General features: G+C 74.4%; 13 protein-coding genes. 8 read left to right on the top strand and 5 right to left on the bottom strand.

The genetic code is table 11. The features are described from left to right. Positions 1-26: 26 nt before the first annotated feature. Both ACGFIB_RS11765 and ACGFIB_RS11760 read right to left on the bottom strand, forming a co-directional pair. Positions 27-254: an RNA-binding S4 domain-containing protein gene (locus tag ACGFIB_RS11765; RefSeq protein WP_167748190.1), complete on the bottom strand. Its 228-nt coding sequence runs from the start codon at positions 252-254 to the stop codon at positions 27-29. A 95-nt stretch (positions 255-349) separates the two neighbouring features. Next, the gene (locus ACGFIB_RS11760) at positions 350-1,927 is read right to left on the bottom strand and encodes a PucR family transcriptional regulator (protein ID WP_142570595.1); all 1,578 of its coding nucleotides are present in this window, start codon (positions 1,925-1,927) and stop codon (positions 350-352) included. Between the two features lie 287 nt (positions 1,928-2,214). Here ACGFIB_RS11760 and ACGFIB_RS11755 point away from each other — a divergent pair, with 287 nt between their 5' ends. From ACGFIB_RS11755 to ACGFIB_RS11735, 5 genes are all read left to right on the top strand, one after another. Then, the gene (locus ACGFIB_RS11755; RefSeq protein ID WP_357256820.1) at positions 2,215-3,120 is read left to right on the top strand and encodes a DUF2877 domain-containing protein; all 906 of its coding nucleotides are present in this window, start codon (positions 2,215-2,217) and stop codon (positions 3,118-3,120) included. After that, positions 3,117-4,478 carry an FdrA family protein gene (locus ACGFIB_RS11750; RefSeq protein ID WP_393370852.1) on the top strand — a complete coding sequence of 454 codons (1,362 nt, stop codon included), beginning with the start codon at positions 3,117-3,119 and terminating at the stop codon, positions 4,476-4,478. The genes ACGFIB_RS11755 and ACGFIB_RS11750 overlap by 4 nt, the downstream gene beginning before the upstream one ends. Before the next feature lie 34 nt (positions 4,479-4,512). Further along, complete coding sequence (locus ACGFIB_RS11745; protein WP_393370849.1) at positions 4,513-5,898, top strand: YlbE family protein; 1,386 nt, start codon at positions 4,513-4,515, stop codon at positions 5,896-5,898. Between the two features lie 152 nt (positions 5,899-6,050). Beyond that, positions 6,051-8,324 carry a serine/threonine protein kinase gene (locus tag ACGFIB_RS11740; RefSeq protein WP_357242689.1) on the top strand — a complete coding sequence of 758 codons (2,274 nt, stop codon included), beginning with the start codon at positions 6,051-6,053 and terminating at the stop codon, positions 8,322-8,324. Between the two features lie 134 nt (positions 8,325-8,458). Then, positions 8,459-10,072 carry a serine/threonine-protein kinase gene (locus ACGFIB_RS11735; RefSeq protein WP_357242686.1) on the top strand — a complete coding sequence of 538 codons (1,614 nt, stop codon included), beginning with the start codon at positions 8,459-8,461 and terminating at the stop codon, positions 10,070-10,072. Positions 10,073-10,090: 18 nt separating this feature from the next. Here ACGFIB_RS11735 and ACGFIB_RS11730 read toward each other — a convergent pair whose 3' ends face one another. The 3 genes from ACGFIB_RS11730 to ACGFIB_RS11720 all read right to left on the bottom strand — a co-directional run bounded on the left by ACGFIB_RS11730 (position 10,091) and on the right by ACGFIB_RS11720 (position 15,050). Further along, positions 10,091-11,716 carry a bifunctional 3'-5' exonuclease/DNA polymerase gene (locus ACGFIB_RS11730; protein ID WP_393370844.1) on the bottom strand — a complete coding sequence of 542 codons (1,626 nt, stop codon included), beginning with the start codon at positions 11,714-11,716 and terminating at the stop codon, positions 10,091-10,093. 51 nt (positions 11,717-11,767) lie between these two features. After that, complete coding sequence (locus tag ACGFIB_RS11725) at positions 11,768-13,267, bottom strand: metallophosphoesterase family protein (protein WP_393370841.1); 1,500 nt, start codon at positions 13,265-13,267, stop codon at positions 11,768-11,770. 169 nt (positions 13,268-13,436) lie between these two features. Further along, positions 13,437-15,050, bottom strand: a complete 1,614-nt coding sequence (locus ACGFIB_RS11720) for an FAD-binding oxidoreductase (RefSeq protein ID WP_393370837.1) — start codon at positions 15,048-15,050, stop codon at positions 13,437-13,439. Positions 15,051-15,107: 57 nt separating this feature from the next. Here ACGFIB_RS11720 and ACGFIB_RS11715 point away from each other — a divergent pair, with 57 nt between their 5' ends. From ACGFIB_RS11715 to ACGFIB_RS11705, 3 genes are all read left to right on the top strand, one after another. Further along, entirely contained in the window at positions 15,108-16,616 is a 1,509-nt protein-coding gene (locus tag ACGFIB_RS11715) for a glycerol-3-phosphate dehydrogenase/oxidase (RefSeq protein WP_393370834.1), read from the top strand. 172 nt (positions 16,617-16,788) lie between these two features. Then, positions 16,789-17,694 (top strand): sucrase ferredoxin, encoded by a 906-nt coding sequence (locus ACGFIB_RS11710; RefSeq protein ID WP_142570002.1) that lies wholly within the window; start codon positions 16,789-16,791, stop codon positions 17,692-17,694. 116 nt (positions 17,695-17,810) lie between these two features. Beyond that, positions 17,811-18,125, top strand: coding sequence for a WhiB family transcriptional regulator (locus ACGFIB_RS11705; protein WP_076434697.1), 315 nt, complete (start codon positions 17,811-17,813; stop codon positions 18,123-18,125). Positions 18,126-18,212: the final 87 nt, after the last annotated feature.

Here is an 18,212-nt window from a genome sequence, read left to right as displayed (position 1 = left end):
CTGCCAAACCAGCGCCCTCCGGGGCGTCACACCACACGGATCGTGTACCCCTCGCCGCTGACGACCTGGCCCGCCCGGATTTTGCAGGCCTTGCGCAACTCCACGCGCCCGTCGACGCGCACCCGGCCCTCCGCGACGAGGTGTTTGGCCGCGCCGCCGCTGTCGGTGATCTGGCAGAACTTGAGGAGATCGCAGAGCGGGATGTAGTCGCCGTCCAGCTCGAAGGTGATCGCTGGGGCCTTCGCGTCGTTCACGCCGCCAGCTTAGATAAGCCAGCGAGTGCCCCGCAGACTCGCCGTGACGAGGCGCCGCCTGGGCGACCGCAGGTGGAAGATCCAAGGGCCACGACCTAGATGCCCCTCATGCGCAGGACGTGCAGGGCGAGGGTGAGGTTGAGCCGCAGGTGCGCGTCCTCGGTGAAGTTGCCCAGCATGCGCTCCAGCTTGCCGATCCGGTAGCGCAAGGTGTTGTAGTGGAAGTGCAGCCGGCGCGCGGTCTCGGCGACGTTGAGGTTGGTCTCCAGCAGCGCCTGCAGGGTGCGGCGCAGGTCGGCGTTCTCCGCGTCGTCGTCCCCCGCGAGCGGGCCCAGGGTCTCGCGGACGAAGGCATGCAGCTCGTCGGTGTCGTTCACCAGCGACAGCAGCCGGTAGACGCCCAGCTCGTCGAAGTGGGCGATCGCGCCCGCCCCGTGGAGCTGCCGGCCCACCCTGGCGGCCTTCAGCGCCTGGCCGTACGCGCCGGGCAGGGCGTCCACGCCGGAGGCGACCCGGCTGAGGCCCGTGGAGAACGTGCCGTCGGAGACGGCGGCGAGCGCGTCCCTGGCCACCTTCGCCGGGTCGGCCGCCGCCCCGACGATCGCCACGACCTCGTGGGAGAAGCCGGCGACCGCGCCGCGCGGGTCGTGCTTGCGCACCGCCGCCTGCCACGCCGCCAGCATGCGGTCCTGCAGCGGTCGTTCCTCGGCGTCCGGGTCGATCTCGGCGACCAGCACGCTCACCGGGCGCTCCACGTCCCAGCCGAACGCCTGGGCGCGCTCGGCCACCCGCAGCCCGCCCCTCCCGGTGAGCACGTCGCGCAGGAAGTCGGCGCGGTATTTGCTCTCGACCGCGGTGACCGCCTCCTGCTTGGTGATCACCAGCGCGGCGACGGTCGCGGCGCGCTCCAGGATGCCGATGTCGCTGGGGGTCAGCGTGCCGTGGGCGCTGTAGGCCGCGATCCTCCCGTGGTGGTGCCCGCCCGCGACGACCGGCACCGCCGCATAGTGCCCGTCACCGCCCGCGGGCGGGGCCGCCTGCGTCCGCGCGAGGGCCGCGTTGATCTCCCGCAGCCGCGCCACCTGCCCGGACTCCCCGGCGGCCGCGAGGAGATGACCGGCGGCGTCGGTCGCCCCCACCGCCACCTGCAGCAGCCCGGCCACCTCCGCCGTGACCTCCCGCATCCCGCCCCCGGCCAGCACGATCTGCACGAGCGCCCGGTGCGCCTCCTCCGTACGGGCGAGGATCGCCGCCTGGCGGTTGAGGATGTCGGTGAGCACCTGGTTGAGGATGTCGTCGAAGCCCACGTCGTTGGGCAGCAGGATCAGCGGGAAGCCCAGCCGGTCGGCCTGCTCGACCATCTCCCCCGGCAGCTCGTCCAGGTAGCGGCCGAGTTTGATCGCCAGAGCGGCGAGGCCGCGCTCGTCCAGGTCGGCCACGAGCCGGTCGAGCGACTGCGGCGTGTTGCGCAGCGGGTAGCCCGTGGTGAGCAGCAGCTCGTGCGGCTTCACCCAGGCGAGGATGTCGGGCACCTCCATCACGTTGAGGCGCTGCACGATGCGGTCGAGGCCCGCCCGCCCGGCGATCAGGCGGGCGTCCGCCAGCGTCGAGACCCCGAGCACCTCGCCCACCGACACGCCGTGGAGGATCGTTCCGGTGCTCGCCAGGCGCATGGCGGGCGGGGCCGGGTCGTTCTGCAATGCCGTCTCCGAGAATGCCGTCACCGGGGTCGCGACGTCCCCGGGCCATTGATCGCTCACCGCTCCTCGTCCGTTACGCGGGCCGCTCCTACCTCGCGGACCACTCCCCTCACGGCATCGGGCTCGTCTCAGGCCGATTGTGCCCGACCGCGGTCCTGTCAGGAAGAGCCAAGCATTCGGCCGACTGTTGGCACCTTTCTCCGTACGGAGGGGGGAGACCGGGCCTTAGCGTCGGCAACGACTGGCTTCGGGAGGTCCCGGTGAGTGTTGGCACGCGCCCGAAAGGGCGGCGGGCGACGACGCCCGCGTCCCGCCCCCCGGCGGCCTCCGCCTACGTGAGCGGCGCCGCGAGCGAGGCCGTACGGCCCACGATCGAGGCGCCCCGCCGACCGGCCAGGGTGCTCGCGGTCCTTCCCCTCGCGCTCTACCTGGAGATCAGGAGCGAGGCCGAGCCGCACGTCGTCGCCGTGGTGACGGGCGAGGCCACCCGTCTGCCCAACGCCGTGCTGCTCGCCGAGCGCCTCGGCGGGGTGTCGGCGGGCGACGACGCCTGGGTCGGCGAGGGGTCCGTCGAGGTCGGCGGCGTGTCGATCTGCGTGCGCCGCTGGTGGGACCCCGCTCCCCCGCTCGGCCCCGCCGACCCCGCGCGGCTCGCGCCCGCCCTCGGCCTGCTCGGCCGTGTCCGCGCGGCCTCGCCCCGGCGTCCGGGTCTGGTCCCTGACGGCGCCCCGGCGCTGCTCGATCGCGGCTGCCGGTCCGGTTCGCTGGTGGAGAGCATCACCGCGGCCGAGCGGCTGATCGGCCTCGGCCCGGGGCTGACGCCGAGCGGCGACGACATGCTCGCCGGCCTGCTGGTCGCGCTGCGGCACCTCGGCGCGGCGGCGGGAGCGCCGCGCGCCGTATGGCTGGCCGACTGGCTCGCCGCGGCGGTCACCTACGACGCCCGCACCAGGACCACGCCCATCTCGGCCACCCTGCTGCACTGCGCCGCCAGAGGCGAGGCGAGCCCGGAGGTCACCGGGGTGCTGCGCGGCGCGGCCGGGCACCAGCCGCTGGAGCCGGCCGTGCACCGTCTGCTCCGCCTCGGGCACACCTCGGGCGCCGACCTCGCGTGGGGCGTGCAGATCGGCCTGGCCGCCGTCCTCGCCCATCGGGAGGGCCGGTGAACGATCTGGTCGAGGTGCGCCCCGGCGTCTACCGCGACTCCGTGGCGCTGATGCGGGTGAGCCGGGCCCTCACCGAGCACCCCGGAGTCACCGTCGCCGTCGTCGCGATGGCGACCGAGCTCAACCTGGACCTCGCCCGCGATCTCGGCTTCGCGGTGCCGCCCGCGACGCCCGGCGACCTGCTCGTGGCGGTGCGGGCCGGCTCGCCGCCGGAGCTGGAGGACGCCGCCGCCGAACTGGAGCGGCAACTCGCCGCACGGGCGCCGGCGAGCGGGACGCGGGGCGAGGCGCCGCCGCGTACGACCCGGTCGGCGGCGCGGGCCTTCGAGGCGAGCCTGGCCCTGGTGAGCGTGCCGGGCGAGCACGCCTTCGCCGAGGCGCTCGACGCCGTGGAGGCCGGGCTCTCGGTGATGATCTTCAGTGACAACATGCCGGTGGAGCAGGAGATCCTCCTCAAGGACCGGGCACGGGCCAGGGGCGTGCTCGTGATGGGGCCCGACTGCGGCACCGCGGTCGTGGGCGGGGCCGGCCTGGGCTTCGCCAACGTCCTGCGCCCCGGGCCCGTCGGCGTCGTGGCTGCCTCGGGCACCGGCGCCCAGCAGGTGACGAGCCTGCTCGACCTCGCCGGCGTCGGCGTGTCCCACGTGCTCGGCGTGGGCGGCAGGGATCTGTCCGCCCAGGTGGGCGGGCGCTCGGCCGTGCAGGCGCTGCGCGCGCTCGACGAGGACCCGGCGACCGAGCTGATCATGCTGGTCTCCAAGCCCCCCGCCCCGGAGGTGGCCCGTGCCGTACGGGACCTCGATCTGGCGACGCCGGTCGTCGCCGCGCTGCTCGGGCCGGGGCAGGACGACCTGACCACCGCCGCGGAGAAGGCGCTGCGGGCCCTCGGCCGCGACGTGCCCGCGTGGCCGTCCTGGCCCGCCCCGGCGCGACGGCCGGACACGACGGGGACCCTGCGGGGGCTCTACGCCGGCGGCACGCTGTGCGCGGAGGCGGCGTTCGTCGCGGGCACCGGCGAGTTCACCGACTTCGGCGACGACGCCTACACCCGGGGCCGGGCCCATCCCATGATCGACCCGACGCTGCGGCTGGAGGCGCTGCGCGGCGTCGCCTCCGGCGTCGCGCTGATGGACGTCGTGCTCGGGCACGGCGCCGACCCCGACCCGTCCTCCTGGCTCGCGCCCGCGATCCGCGAAGCGGTGGCCGGGGGTGTGGACGTGGTCGTGGCCGTCGTCGGCACCGACGGCGACCCCCAGCGGCTGCGCGCCCAGGCCGCCCGGCTGAACGAGGCCGGAGCGGCGGTCTTCACCTCCAACGCCGCGGCGGCCCGGCACGCCCGCCTTCTCGCGGGCGGGTGACGGGCGTGGCCGCACGGACCCCGATCGGAGCCTGATGACCCTCTCCATGCTGTACGGCGAGCCGCGCGTCATCACGGTGGGCGCGCAGGTGCTGGGCGAGGCGCTCGACCGGCAGGCCGTGCCGCGGCGGGAGGTCGACTGGCGGCCGCCGCTGCCGGGCGCCTCCGCGGCCCTCGCGCGGGTGCTGGCCGACCCCCGGCGCGAGAGCGCCAACGCCACCGCCGTGGGGCGGATGCTGTCGGCGCGGCCCATGCTGACCGGCGTACGCCCGGCGCGTGAGGCTCTCGGCCTCGGCGCCGGCGAGTTCTTCCACGCCGGTCCGCCGATCACCTGGGAACGGGCCTCCGGCCCGATGCGGGGGGCGCTCGTCGGGGCGATGCTGTTCGAGGGCCTGGCGGCCGCCCCCGAGGAGGCGGAGGACCTCCTGGCCTCCGGCGCGGGGATCACGCTCGACTCCTGCCACCACCACCGCACGGTCGGCCCGATGGCGGGCGTCGTCAGCCCGTCGATGTGGATGCTGGAGGTCTCCGACGCCGAGCACGGCGGCACGGCCTACTGCTCGCTGAACGAGGGGCTGGGCAAGGTCCTGCGCTACGGCGCGTACGGGCCCGAGGTGATCGGGCGGCTGCGCTGGATGGGCGAGGTGCTCGGGCCGGCGCTGGCGGCGGCGCTGGAGCGGTGCGGCCCCCTCGATCTGCGCACGCTCATCGCGCAGGCGCTGCAGATGGGCGACGAGCTGCACAACCGCAACCGCGCCGCGACGTCCCTGATGGTGCGTGAGATCGCGCCCGCGGTCGTGGAGGCGGCCCCGGACCACGCGGCCGAGGTGCTGCGATTCATCAACGGAAATGATCATTTCTTCCTGAACGCGGGAATGGCGGCGGCCAAAGTCAGCGCCGACGCGGCGCGCGGCGTGCCCGGGTCGAGCCTGGTCGTGGCGATGGCGCGCAATGGGACCGATTTCGGAATTCAGGTGTCGGGTCTCGGCGACCGGTGGTTCACCGGGCCGGCCGGCGTGCCCGACGGCCTCTACCTCGGCGGATACGGCCCGCACGACGCCAACCCCGACATCGGCGACTCCACCATCACGGAGACGGTGGGCCTGGGCGGCTTCGCCATGGCGGCGGCCCCCGCGATCGTCCGGTTCGTCGGCGGCGAGGTGGCCGACGCCGTGACGGCCACGACCTCGATGTACGAGATCACCATGGCCGAGCACCCGGCGTACCAGATCCCGGGGCTGGGCTTCCGCGGCACGCCGGCCGGCATCGACGTCGCCCTCGTGGCCAGGACCGGTCTGCTGCCCGTGGTGAACACCGGCATCGCGGGCAGGATCGCCGGGACCGGCCAGGTGGGAGCGGGTCTGGTCAGCCCCCCGGCCGAGGCGTTCACGGCCGCCCTCGACGCGCTGGGCGACCCGTGAATTCCCTTCGACCGTCATCAGACCGTAATATCGTCGTCAACCTCAGATAACCGATGCAATTCGCACGGTCCGTTCGGTAGATCTTGCGGAGCGAGCGTGAATTGGGGACCTAATCTATGACGACAGATCGCCTGCTCGGTATGGTCCCCCCTATGCCAGAGGGTCAGGGACCTGTCGGCCGCGCCCCCACGGGGGGCGCCCCCGAAGGGCAGGGCCGTCTTGTCGGCCGGCGCTACCGGCTGCTGTCCCCCGTGGGCCGCGGCGGCATGGGGATGGTGTGGCACGCCCATGACGTGCTGCTGGACCGGGACGTCGCGGTCAAGGAGCTGCTCCTGCCGTTCGGACTCGACAACGCCGGCGCGCAGAACGCCCACCGGCGCATGCTGCGCGAGGCGCGCTCGGCCGCCCGGCTCAGCCATCCCGGCATCGTCACCGTCCACGACGTGGTCGAGGAGGACGGGCGGCCGTGGATCGTGATGGAGCTCGTCCGCGCCTGGTCCCTTGAGCAGGCCGTGCGGCAGAGCGGCCCGCTGCCGGTCGTGCAGGCCGCCGAGATCGGCATCCGAGTGCTCGACGCGCTGCGCCACGCCCACGCCGCCGGCATCCTCCACCGGGACGTGAAGCCCGGCAACGTGCTGCTCACCGCCGACCGCGTGGTGCTCACCGACTTCGGCATCGCCGCCATCGAGGGCGACGTCACGATCACCCAGACCGGGCTGCTCATGGGCTCGCCCGCCTACATCCCGCCGGAGCGCCTGCAGGGCCGCACGATCACCCACGCCGCCGACCTGTGGTCCTTCGGCGCGACGCTGTACGCCGCCGTGGAGGGCCGCCCGCCGTACGAGGGGCCGGACGCGGTCGCCGTGCTCGGCGCGGTGCTCACGCAGGAGCCCAACCGGCCGCGCCGCGCGGGCGCGCTGCTGCCGGTCATCGAGGGCCTGCTCCGCAAGAACCCGGCCGACCGCCTTCCGGCCGCGCAGGTCGCGGAGATGCTGGAGCGGGTGCTGCACAGCCACGGCGCCGGACTGCCGGGCCGCGCCGGCACGCCGACGTCGGTGCCCACCCCCCAGGACTCCACGCCCGCGAGGTTGCTGCCACCGCTCGACATCCCCTCGGGACCGCTGCCCTCGCGCATCATCGAGACACCCTCGGGTCCGGTCCGCGTGCCGCTGACGGCGGAGAACCTGGCGCCGGGCGCGGCCACCCCGCCCGGCGTCGCGCCCCGTCCCATGGAGCCCCAGGCCGGGGAGCCCCGGCCCGCCGATCCCGCGTACGAGCCTCCGGCCGCGTTCGGGTCCACAGGCGGCCTCGGGTCCACAGGCGGCTTCGGGTCTGTGAGCGGCTTCGGGTCTGGGGGCGGCCTCGGCTCTGGGGGCGGCTTCGGGCAGGCCCCCGCCTTCGAGTCGGGCTTCGACCCGCTGTCGTCCCCCTCGGGGTCGACACACGCGCCGGAGCGGCCCAAGGAGGCCATGTGGCCGACGCCCACGCCGGGTGACATGCCCGGCGACCTGGGCGGCGCGCAGGGGGCACCGCACCGGCCAGGGCACCACGCGGCGCACCATGCGGCCCACCATGCGGCGCACCAGCAGACGGGACCACAGCACGCGACGCCGCAACACGCGGCTCCGCAGCATGGGGCGCCGCAACACGGGGCACCGCAGCACGGGGCGCCACAGCACGGGGCGCCACAACAGGCCGTCTCGCCGCAGGCCGGCGATTCCGATCCGGTCGCGGACGCCACGGGTCCGCACACCCCCCGGGTGGGGCGCAGGCGCAAGGAGCAGGCCGCCGAGGTCGCCGGCGGCGAGGGCCGGTCGAAGGTGCTGCTCGTCGTCGTCGCCGCCGCGGCCGTGGTCGCGGTGATCGCCGCGATCGTGTTCGTGCTGCTGCCGAGCGACCCGGGCGTCGTGGTCTCCCAGCAGGACGGCAGGTCGGGCCCCACTCTCGCGCCCACCGACGCCCCCACGCCGACCGCTCGCCCGCTGTCGGCCGTACGCGTGCCCGAGGGCTACCAGCCGGTGACCGAGGGCGGGGTGGCGCTGGCGGTGCCCAAGGAGTGGACCTCCACGGCCGACGACGACTCCGTCAAGCTCACGGGCCCGAAGGACAGCGGGCAGAGCATCACGATCAAGAGGATCCCCGACGGCAGCCTGGCGGCGCTGCGGTCCGCCGAGCAGAACCTGAACATCAAGGACTTCACCGACTACACGCAGGTCCAGCTGCACCAGGTGGACTACCGCTACCCCGCGGCCGACTGGGAGTACACCTACACCAACGCCAACGAGGTCACCGTCCACGCGGTCATCCGCTACCTGGAGGCGGGCGAACGCGCATACGCGATCATGTTCGCCTCGCCCGACTTCGACTGGAACGAGTCCGCGGCACCGGTGCGGCAGGCCCTCTGGAGCACCTTCCGCGCCGCCTGACGCCCGGTCCTCACCGGGGCGGCGCAGCAGCGCGGGCCTCACCGACGCCGTCGCGTGGTGATCGTGTTCCGGCACCCTTCCGGCGAGGACGTCCTGATCGACCACGCGTGAATCCCGGATTCCAAGGAGTGCCGGTGCGGACCTTCGAGGCGCTGCGGGAGGACGATCCCCGGCAGGTGGGGCCCTTCCGGATCGAGGCGCGCCTGGGCGAGGGCGGGATGGGCCGCGTGTATCTCGGGCGTTCGCGGAGCGGGCGGGCCGTCGCGGTGAAGGTGGTGCGGCCCGAGTTGGCCGGCGACGCCGAGTTCCGCCGCAGGTTCGACCGCGAGGTCGCCACGGCCCGCCTGGTCAACGGCTTCTTCACGGCCGGAGTGGTCGACGCCGACCCGCAGGGGTCGCCGCCGTGGCTCGCGACGGCGTACGTGCCCGGCATGTCGCTGGAGGACGCCGTGGGCGAGCACGGGCCGTGGCCGGAGGAGTCCGTGCTGGCCCTGGCCGCGGGGCTGGCCGAGGCGCTGGAGTCGATCCACGCGGCCGGGGTCGTCCACCGGGACCTCAAGCCGTCGAACGTGCTGCTGGCCGGGGACGGCCCCCGCGTCATCGACTTCGGCATCTCCCTGGCCGCCGAGGGCGGTTCGCTGACGAAGACCGGCATCACCATGGGCACCCCCGGGTTCATGTCCCCGGAGCAGCTCAAGGGCACCCGGGTCGGACCGGCGAGCGACGTGTTCTGCCTGGGGCTCGTGCTGGCGTTCGCCGCGACGGGCACCGGGCCGTTCGGGCAGGGGTCATGGCAGGGGCTGTGGTACCGCATCGTCCACGAGGAGCCCGCCCTCGACGCGCTGCCGCCCACGGTGCGGACGCTGGTCGCGCGGTGCCTGGCCAAGGAGCCCGAAGGGCGGCCGGCCCTGTCGGCCGTGCTGAACGAACTGGCCGGCAGCGGCCGTGACTTCGCCTCGCCCACCCAGCCGGGCAGATGGCTTCCCCCGACCGTGGCGCGGGCGGTGCGTACGCGCGTCGTCCCGACCCGCGCGGTGACCGCCTCGCCGGAGCCGCCGCGCTCGCTGCTGTCCGGCGGGCCCGGCCCGCAGGTGGTCCCACCCGGTCCGCGGCCGGCCTTTCCCGCGCCGCCTCCCGCGTACGTTCCTCCCGCTCCCTACGCGGCGGGGCCCGCGCGCCGCCCGGCGAGGCCGTACGCGCCGCCGGTGCGTCCCCCGGCCGGTCGACGGCCCCGGCGGTACCCTCCCTGGCTGCGGCGGACCACGCGCGCCTGGGCGGTCCTCTGCGGGCTCCTCATGGCCGTCACCGCCGTGTGCGCGGTCGGCATGGGCATCTCCGCCACGCCGAGGAGCGTCTCCGGCGACGGTTCTCCGTTGACCGTCGCGCTGAACCCCGCGCTGAAGCCGGCGATCTACGTCTCCGGCGCGTCACCCGATCCGCGCTGCGAGGTCGAGACCGGCCGTGGGCGGAGCGTCCGGATCGCCCGGCCGGCGACGAGCTACCGGCCGTTGGCCGTGGGCCGCGCCAAGTGGCGGCTGCTCTACGAGATCCGGGCGCCGAAGACGGACACCTACACGGTGACGTGCTCCGGCGACGACACCGTGTTCGGCGTCGGAGCGGCGCCCTCGGCCGGCGTACGGGGCGTCGCCGGCGCCTCCGCGGCGCTCCTGGTGCTCCTCGCCGTCCTCGGGGCGCCGGCCCTGCTGGTGGCCGCTCTCGTCACCCGGAAGTCACGCCCGGCACCCTGAGCCGCAGCGTGCCTGCGGTCACTTGGCGTCGGCGTAGCAGGTGACGGCCACCGCCTCCATCGGGAAGCGGACCGCGGTGTCGCCGAACAGCAGCCGGGTCGCCTCGTGCGCGGCGCGGCCGACGGCCTCGCGGACCTCGCCCGCCAGGCCGAGCGGGCAGTGCACCATCACCTCGTCGTGCTGGAAGAACACCAGCCGCGCCGGTTCCGGCAGCAGCCCGCGCAGCACGGCGAGGAGCGTCAGCGCCCACTCGGCCGCCGTGGCCTGCACGACGAAGTTGCGGGTGAACCTCCCCCGGTCCCTGGCCGCCCTGGCGCCCTCGGGACCGGCCACCAGACGCCGCCACCGGTCCGACGGGGGCGGGCAGGTGCGGCCCAGCCACGAGCGGACCAGCCGCCCCTCCTCCCCCGCCCGTGCCGCGTCCTCCACGAACGCGTACGCCTTCGGGAACCGCTGCCGCATGACGGCCAGCAGCTTGGAGGCGTCGCCGCTGGTCCCGCCGTACATCGCGGACAGCATGGCGATCTTGGCCGACTCGCGGACCCCGCCGAACGCCTGGGCCAGCGCGGCGTACAGGTCGATCTCCCCGGCCGCCCGCGCGAGCCCCCGGTCTTCGGACAGCGCGGCCAGCACCCGCGGTTCGAGCTGCGCGGCGTCGGCGACGACGAGCGTCCAGCCGTCGTCGGCCAGCACGACCCTGCGCATGACCTTGGGGATCTGCAGCGCGCCGCCGCCGCTGGTGGCCCACCGGCCGCTCACCACCCCGCCCACGACGTACTCGGGCCGAAAGCGGTCGCCGCTGACCCATTGATCGGCCCAGGTCCACCCGTGGAAGCTGAACAGACGGGCCAGTTCCTTGTACGCCAGCAGCGGCGCGACGGCCGGGTGGTCGATCGCCTTGAGCACGTGGGAGCGGGTGGACGGGATCTCGATCCCGGCCGTCTTGAACGCCCGGACGATCTGCTGCGGGGAGTCGGGGTTGACCAGGTGGCCGAAGGCGGCCGAGACCTCGTCGGCCAGGGCCTGGAGCTTGCCGGGCCGCATGCCGTGGGCGGGACGGGGCCCGAGCAGGTCGGTCAGCAGCGCGTCGTGGACGTCCTCGCGCCAGGGCATGCCGTCGTGGCCCATCTCGGCGGCGATGAGCGCACCGGCCGACTCGGCGGCCACGAGCAGGCGGAACCGCCCGGGATCGGCCGTGCGCGCGACGCGGCGGCGCTGGTCCTCGAACACCTCGGCGACCATGTCGGCCTCCGGCACGCCGTGTCCCGGCGGCGCCGGGTCGAACAGGCTCGCCTGCGTGCCGCCCGCCTGATGCGCGTCAGACGCCTCGTGCGGGTCGTCGGGCACCGGGAGGCCGCGCAGGCGCGCATAGGCCGCCTGGACCTGTCTGGGCTCGCCGTAGCGCCCGTCCGCCGCCAGCAGAAGGTTCTCGGTCAGCGCGACATCGTGGCAGCGCGCCGGCCGTACGCCGGCGGACAGGAGCGCCGGGTAGACGCGGCGCGCGTCGGCCCACACCCAGCGGGGCCGCTCGGCGGCCTCCAGCGTGCGCACGGCCGCCGCGAGATCGGAGACCCGGCTCGCCGGCTCGCCGAGCGGCTTCACGATGCCGCCCCCCTCGGCGTCGGCCGCCACCACAACGTGCACCCCACCAGCCTGCCAGGCGGCCCCGACATTTATCCGGCCGCGCCCGGCCGATCAGAGCGGGATCTCGACCTCGTCCTCCAGCGGCGGCTCCTCCTCCTGCGGCAGGCAGCCCGTCGCGGCGAAGCAGCGCAGCCGGAGCGTGTCCCCGGTGACCGACAGGTGGAGGAAGCTCTTGAAGAAGGGCGGGGTGTCCCAGTCGGACAGTTCGGAGATGTACCGGTGGAAGACCCGCCCCACCGGCAGGCGGAACGGCATCGGCCAGCCGCCGAGCAGCCGGGCCGCCCACTTCACCCGCGCGCCGATCGGCGCCCCCGGCGTTGGCCGGGGCGGGGTGTTGCCGATCCGCCGGGACATCAGGGCCAGCCCCTCCTCGGGGGTGATGTAGAGCCCGCGCAGCCGCAGCCTCCTGCTGTAGAGCAGGCTGTAGAACGACAGCGAGTCGCCGCGCAGCGGATAGCACTTGAAGTCGTCCTCGTGGACGCCGCCCACATCCACCCGGGGGATCGTGTGGGTGGCGTGCATGAACGCCCCGCCGCCTCCGGACACGACGTACTGGATGAGCCGCCCCTCCACCCGGACCGGGTAGCGCTGGTAGTTGTGCACGTCGCCGCCGATGGCCGCGACGTAGTTGTGCGCCGGGTCGCGGACCACGTCGTCCACCGTGCCGCCGCCCTCGATCTCGCAGGGGTGGTAGGCGTTGTTGACGTAGATCGGCTTGCCGGTGATCAGGATCTTGGGCCGGGGGTCGGCGGAGACCCGGCGCAGCCACTCGCCCTGCTCGCGGTCGAGGGTGCCCTTGATCCCGGTGTCGATGCCGACGAGCAGCAGGCGGCCGGTGTCGATCACCCAGTAGGGCCCCGGCAGCGCCGGGCCCGGATCGGGCCGCATCTTCCCGGCCTCGGCGAGGGCGTCCTCGTCGATCGTCGCCGGCTTCTTCCACAGCAGCCCGCGCAGCCCGTCGGGAGACAACCGGAAGCCTCGTTGCTCGGCGGACAGGGGGTGGGCGGCGCAGAAGACCCGCATGAAGCCGCCGAGCCCGTCGTACCAGTCGTGGTTGCCGGGCACGGCGAAGATCGGGGCCGGGTAGTCCTTGTAGGGCCGGAAGAACTTGTCGCCGTACTCGTTGCCGGAGCCGGTCGGGTAGATCACGTCGCTCGCGATGACGGCGAACGCGGTGCCCGCGCCGAGCTTGAGCAGCCCGGGCACCACCGCGTACTGCGAGGCGTCGCCCTCGCCGGTGTCACCGAGCACCAGGAACGAGAACTCCTCCCCCAGGTCGAGCCTGACACGGAAGTCCGCGTCCACGCCGCGGTCGCGCTGCGCCGCCACCCAGCGGGGGCGCACCTGCGGCGAGGGGTCGCCGAACAGCTGGGCGAGGACCTCGTTGCGGGACCGCCACAGGGTGGGGGGGTTCAGCCAGGTGAAGGAGTCCCGGTTGGGCCGCAGCGCGTCGAACGTGCCGATCTGCGCGCAGTCCCAGCCCGCTCCGGCCTGCGACACCCGTGACGAGACCTGCTTCCCCCGCGCGGCGGCCGCGCCCACATCGACCATGGGAACAATCTTGGCGTTTCCAGCGCCTCCATCGACAAGATTTGCCCGAACTTGCGGGGACGTGAATGGTGCGACGCACGGCGGAGGAGGAACTCGTGGCGAGCCCGCGAGTGACGGCGGCGACGTGGCGCGGGGCCGCTCAGGGCGACACCACGCAGGAAAGGCGGTGCTAGGGGATCAGCACACCCGGGTTGAGGATCCCGGCGGGATCGAGCCGTTCCTTGATCCCCCGCAGGATCTCGCCGCCCAGGTCGCCGATCTCCGCGGCGTACGCCTCGCGGTGGTCGCGGCCGACGCCGTGGTGGTGCGAGATCGTGCCGCCCGCCTGAACGATCGCCTCGCTCGCCGCGCGTTTGGCGGCCGCCCACTGCCCGAGGGGGTCGCCGGTCTGCGCCGTCACCACGGTGAAGTACAGCGAGGCCCCCGTGGCGTAGACGTGGGAGATGTGGCACATGACCAGCGGGGAGCCGAGCGCGCCGAGCAGGGCCAGCCGCACGGCGTCGTACAGGCGCGGCAGGTTCGACCAGAAGCAGGCGGTCTCCAGCGTCTCCACCGTCGCCCCCGCGGCCAGCAGGGAGTCGCGCAGGTAGGGGGCGGAGAACCGGCCCCGCGCCCACGCGTCCCCCGGCTCCGGCCCGAGGTGCACCCCGCCCGCCTCGACCAGCACGGCGGAGGCGCCGTCCCGCCGGTGGGCCACGTCGCCCGGGGAGCCCTCGAAGCCCGCCACCAGCAGGCAGCCGGAGTCGCGCCCCGCCGCGCCGAGGTCGGCCGGCTTCGCCAGTCCGACCATGGTCTCGGTCTCGTCCGACAGCCGCAGCACCGTGGGCGGCGGGCCCTCCTGCTGCGCGAGCCGCCGCATGGCGGCCGTGCCCTCGGCGAAGGTGGCGAACCGCCAACCCTCGTACGCCCTGACGTCCGGGGCCCTGCGGACGCGCAGCCGCAGCGAGGTGATCACCCCGAAGGCGCCCTCGGAGCCCAGGAACACCTGGCGCAGGTCCGGCCCGGCGGCCGACCGGGGCGCTCGGCCGATCTCCAGCGTGCCCCGGGGCGTCGCGACGGTCATGCCGGCGACCATGTCGTCGAACCTGCCGTACCCGGCCGAGGCCTGCCCGCTGGACCTGGCCGCCGCGAACCCGCCCAGCGTCGCGTACTCGTACGACTGGGGGAAGTGCCCGAGCGTCAGCCCGTGCGCGGCGAGGAGCTGCTCGGCCTGCGGCGCGCGCAGGCCCGGCTCCAGCTCGGCGATCATGGACACGGGGTCGACGGAGACGAGCCGGTCGAGCCGGGCCAGGTCGAGCGCGACCACGCCCGCGAAGCCCCCCTCGGAGCCACACCGGGCCGCCACGAGGCCGCCGACCACCGAGGTGCCCCCGCCGAACGGCACCACGGCCACCCGCTGCTCCGCGCACAGGCGCAGCACGGCGGCCACCTCGTCGTGCGAGCCGGGGAGCACGACGGCGTCGGGCGCGTCCGAGGCGTCCCCCGAGCGCATGAGCAGCAGGTCGGGGGTGGACTTGCCCCGGGTGTGCCGGATGCGGGCGTCGTCGTCGGCCCGCACGTGCCCGTCTCCCACGATCGCGGCCAGCGCGGCCAGGACGGGCGGCGGCAGCGCCACCGGCGGCAGCCGCACCTCGCCGAACGTCGCCGCCGGCGTGGCGGGCGCCCGGACGCCGAGGAGTTGCGCCAGCAGGTCGCGCACCGGCGGCGGCAGCTCGGCGGCCTTGGCCGGATCGCCCCAGCCCGACCAGAGCATGGGTTCCGCCGCCGTGAGAGGGGTTTCCATAGCCGTCGCGCCTCCAGGTAGGTTACTAAAGAGTAATGCGGGAGTAGTGGAGGGGACATGAACTCCTCATTGAACGCCGCCAGGCGCCGGTGGGAGCTCGACGAGGCGGGCACGGACGTCGTGGACGTGCTCGTGGTCGGCCTGGGGGCGACGGGGGCCGGAGCCGCGCTCGACGCCGCCTCGCGCGGGCTGTCGGTGGCCGCCGTGGACGCCCACGACCTGGCGTTCGGCAGCTCTCGGTGGAGCTCCAAGCTCATCCACGGCGGGCTGCGCTACCTCGCGAGCGGCCAGGTCGGCGTGGCGTGGGAGAGCGCGGTGGAGCGCGACGCCCTGCTGCGCTTCACCGCGCCCCACCTGGTCGCCGCCCACCCGTACGTGCTGCCGCTGACACCGGACGTCCCCCGGGCGCAGGCCGCGGCCCTCATGACCGGCTACCGCCTGGGCGACGCGCTGCGGGCCGCGGCGGGCACGCCGCGGCGCCTGCTGCCCGGCCCCTCGCGGCTTTCGGCCGGCCGGGCGCTCGCCCTCGCCCCGTCGCTACGCGCGGACGGCCTGCGCGGGGCGCTGCTGTCGTGGGACGGCCGGGTGGTGGACGACGCCCGCCTGGTCGTGGCGCTGGCGCGCACGGCCGCCGCCCACGGCGCGCGGATCCTCACCCGGTGCCGCGCGCTGGCCCTCGCCGGGGACGGCGCCCGGGTGCGCGACGAGCTGACCGGCGACGAGTTCGACATCCGGGCCCGCACGGTGATCAACGCGACCGGCGTGTGGGCCGGAGAGCTGACGCCGTCGGTGGTGCTGCGTCCCTCGCGGGGCACGCACCTCGTCCTGCATCCCGGGGCGCTCGGCGCGCTGCGCGCGGGGCTGCACGTGCCGATCCCCGGCGAGCGCGCCCGCTTCGCGCTGGTGCTCCCCCAAGCCGACGGGCGGGTCTACGCCGGGCTGACCGACGAACCGCTCGACGGCCCGGTCCCGGACGTCCCCGAGGCTCCCGAGAGCGACGTCGCGTTCCTGCTGGAGGTCATCGGGACGGCCCTGGACCGGCCGCTGTCGCATGCGGACGTCGCCGGCGCCTTCGCCGGGCTGCGGCCCCTGGTCGACGCGGTGGACGCACCGGAAGCCACCGGCGGCCGGACGGCCGACCTGTCCCGCCGCCACGCCGTGCTGCGCTCGCCGGACGGCGTCGTGACGGTCGTGGGCGGGAAGCTCACGACCTACCGGCGGATGGCCGAGGACGCCGTCGACGCCGCCTGCCCCGACGCCCGCGCGAGCCGTACGGCGCGGCTGCCCCTCGTCGGGGCCGGGCCGGTGCGTCCCGGCGCGCCCGGGCGGCTGGCCCGCAGGTACGGCTCGGAGTCCTGGGCGGTGCGCGACCTGATGCGCGCGGACCCGGCCCTGGCCGAGCCGGTGGCGCTGGGGATCACCCGGGCCGAGCTGGTGTGGGCCGTGCGTCACGAGGGCGCCCTGGACGCCGGCGACCTGCTGGACCGGCGGACCAGGATCGGGCTGGTGCCCGAGGACCGCGCGGCGGCCCTCCCCGCCGCCGAGGCCGCCCTGGCCTACGCCTGACCGGCACCGACCCCCGGCGCCGTCCCTGGCGTGTTCTCGATCTCTGTACACAGCGGGCCATATCGGGACATTTACGTCTTTAACGCGGATTTACGACCCCGCGGCCGCGGCCCTTGACGCGATTGGTTAAGGTTAGTCTTACCTAAGAAACAAGAGTGAGGGACGGGACCGGATGGCCAACGGGTGCGAGCACCCCGCCGCCTGCCACGCGGGGGAGGCGCCGATCCTGGCGAGCGCGACCAGGAAGGGCCGGTTCTGGCTGCTCATCGAGCACGCGGGGCCCTGGGCCGCGGAGCTGGAGGAGTGCCGGCTGCCGGATGACGTCCACCGGCTGATCTCCCGCGCCAGGGCTCTTGACATCCGGCCGCAACTGATCCGCCGGCCCGGCCGCCGCGAGGCCCGTACGGGCCCCCTGCACGTCTACGTCGCCGCGGCCGCGGTGGACGATCCGTGGCTCGCCGAGGGCTTCGTGGAGCGCCCTGACGATCTTGACCTGGGCGCTCTCGTGCACGGAGTGGTTCCGGAGTCCTGCATACTGGTGAACGAGCCGATGTACCTGGTCTGCACGCACGGTCGGCACAACGCGTGCTGTGCCCGTCTGGGACTCCCGCTGGCGCGGTTCCTCGACGAGAACCTGTCCGGCGAAGTGTGGGAAACCACACATGTCGGCGGCGATCGATACGCCGCCAACCTCGTATGCTTGCCACACGGGCTTTACTACGGCAGCATGTCTCAGGCTGCTGCGATCGCGGCGGCAAACGCGTACCGGCACGGCGAGGTCGTCCTCGACCGTTTCCGGGGACGCGCGGGCATCCCTGAGCCACTGCAGGCCGCCGAGCACTTCGTCCGGGCGCATACCGGCGAGATCTCGGTCGGCGGGGTGGCCGTGGAATCCTCCCGGTCGGTTGACGACACCACGGTCTGCGTCGTGCGGCGCACGACGGAGCGTGGGACGTCGCGGTTTCGGGTCGTGGTCGAGCCCACGGTGCTCACGGCACCGTGCGGGTTGACTTGCGCCGACGGAATCCCGACCTACAGGTTGGCCGAGCTGAGCGAGCTCACGCCGGTGTTGACCTGAGGGCTCCGCCCCGGAGCCGGGAACACCACGGCCTATCCCGGCGTTGGCACAAGGGACGCCACAAGCGTCCAATGCGGCACAAACACTGAAATACCTCTCACCAAAGGTGGTTTCTCATGTCTCAGGTACGTCGGCAGCTCGCCCGCCCGCGCCCCAGCTGGGGTTGGCAGGATGATGCCGCGTGCCGGGGAGAGGACCTGGTGCTGTTCTTCGGTCCTGACGGCGAGCGTCAGCCCGAGCGCGACATCCGGGAGCGCAAGGCCAAGGCCATCTGCGCTCAGTGTCCTGTGCGAGCGGAGTGCCTCGACTACGCGCTCTCCCGTCCGGAGAAGTACGGCACGTGGGGCGGTCTCAACGAGGACGAGCGCGCGTCCGAGCGTCGCCGTCGCATGCGGCGCGCCGCCAGCGCCGGAATCAGCGCCGTAGCCTGAGCATTTCCCCCTTCCCCGACACGCGTCACCGCTGGGCGCTTCGCGTCCCGTCCCCCGATGTGGGCGACGGCGCACGCGGAGCGCCCT

Origin of the sequence: Microbispora bryophytorum (assembly GCF_043197435.1) — a bacterium.
Lineage (GTDB): Bacteria > Actinomycetota > Actinomycetes > Streptosporangiales > Streptosporangiaceae > Microbispora > Microbispora bryophytorum.
The sequence above is the reverse complement of the archived record's forward strand: the minus strand, read 5'-3'. Positions and strand labels throughout refer to the sequence as shown.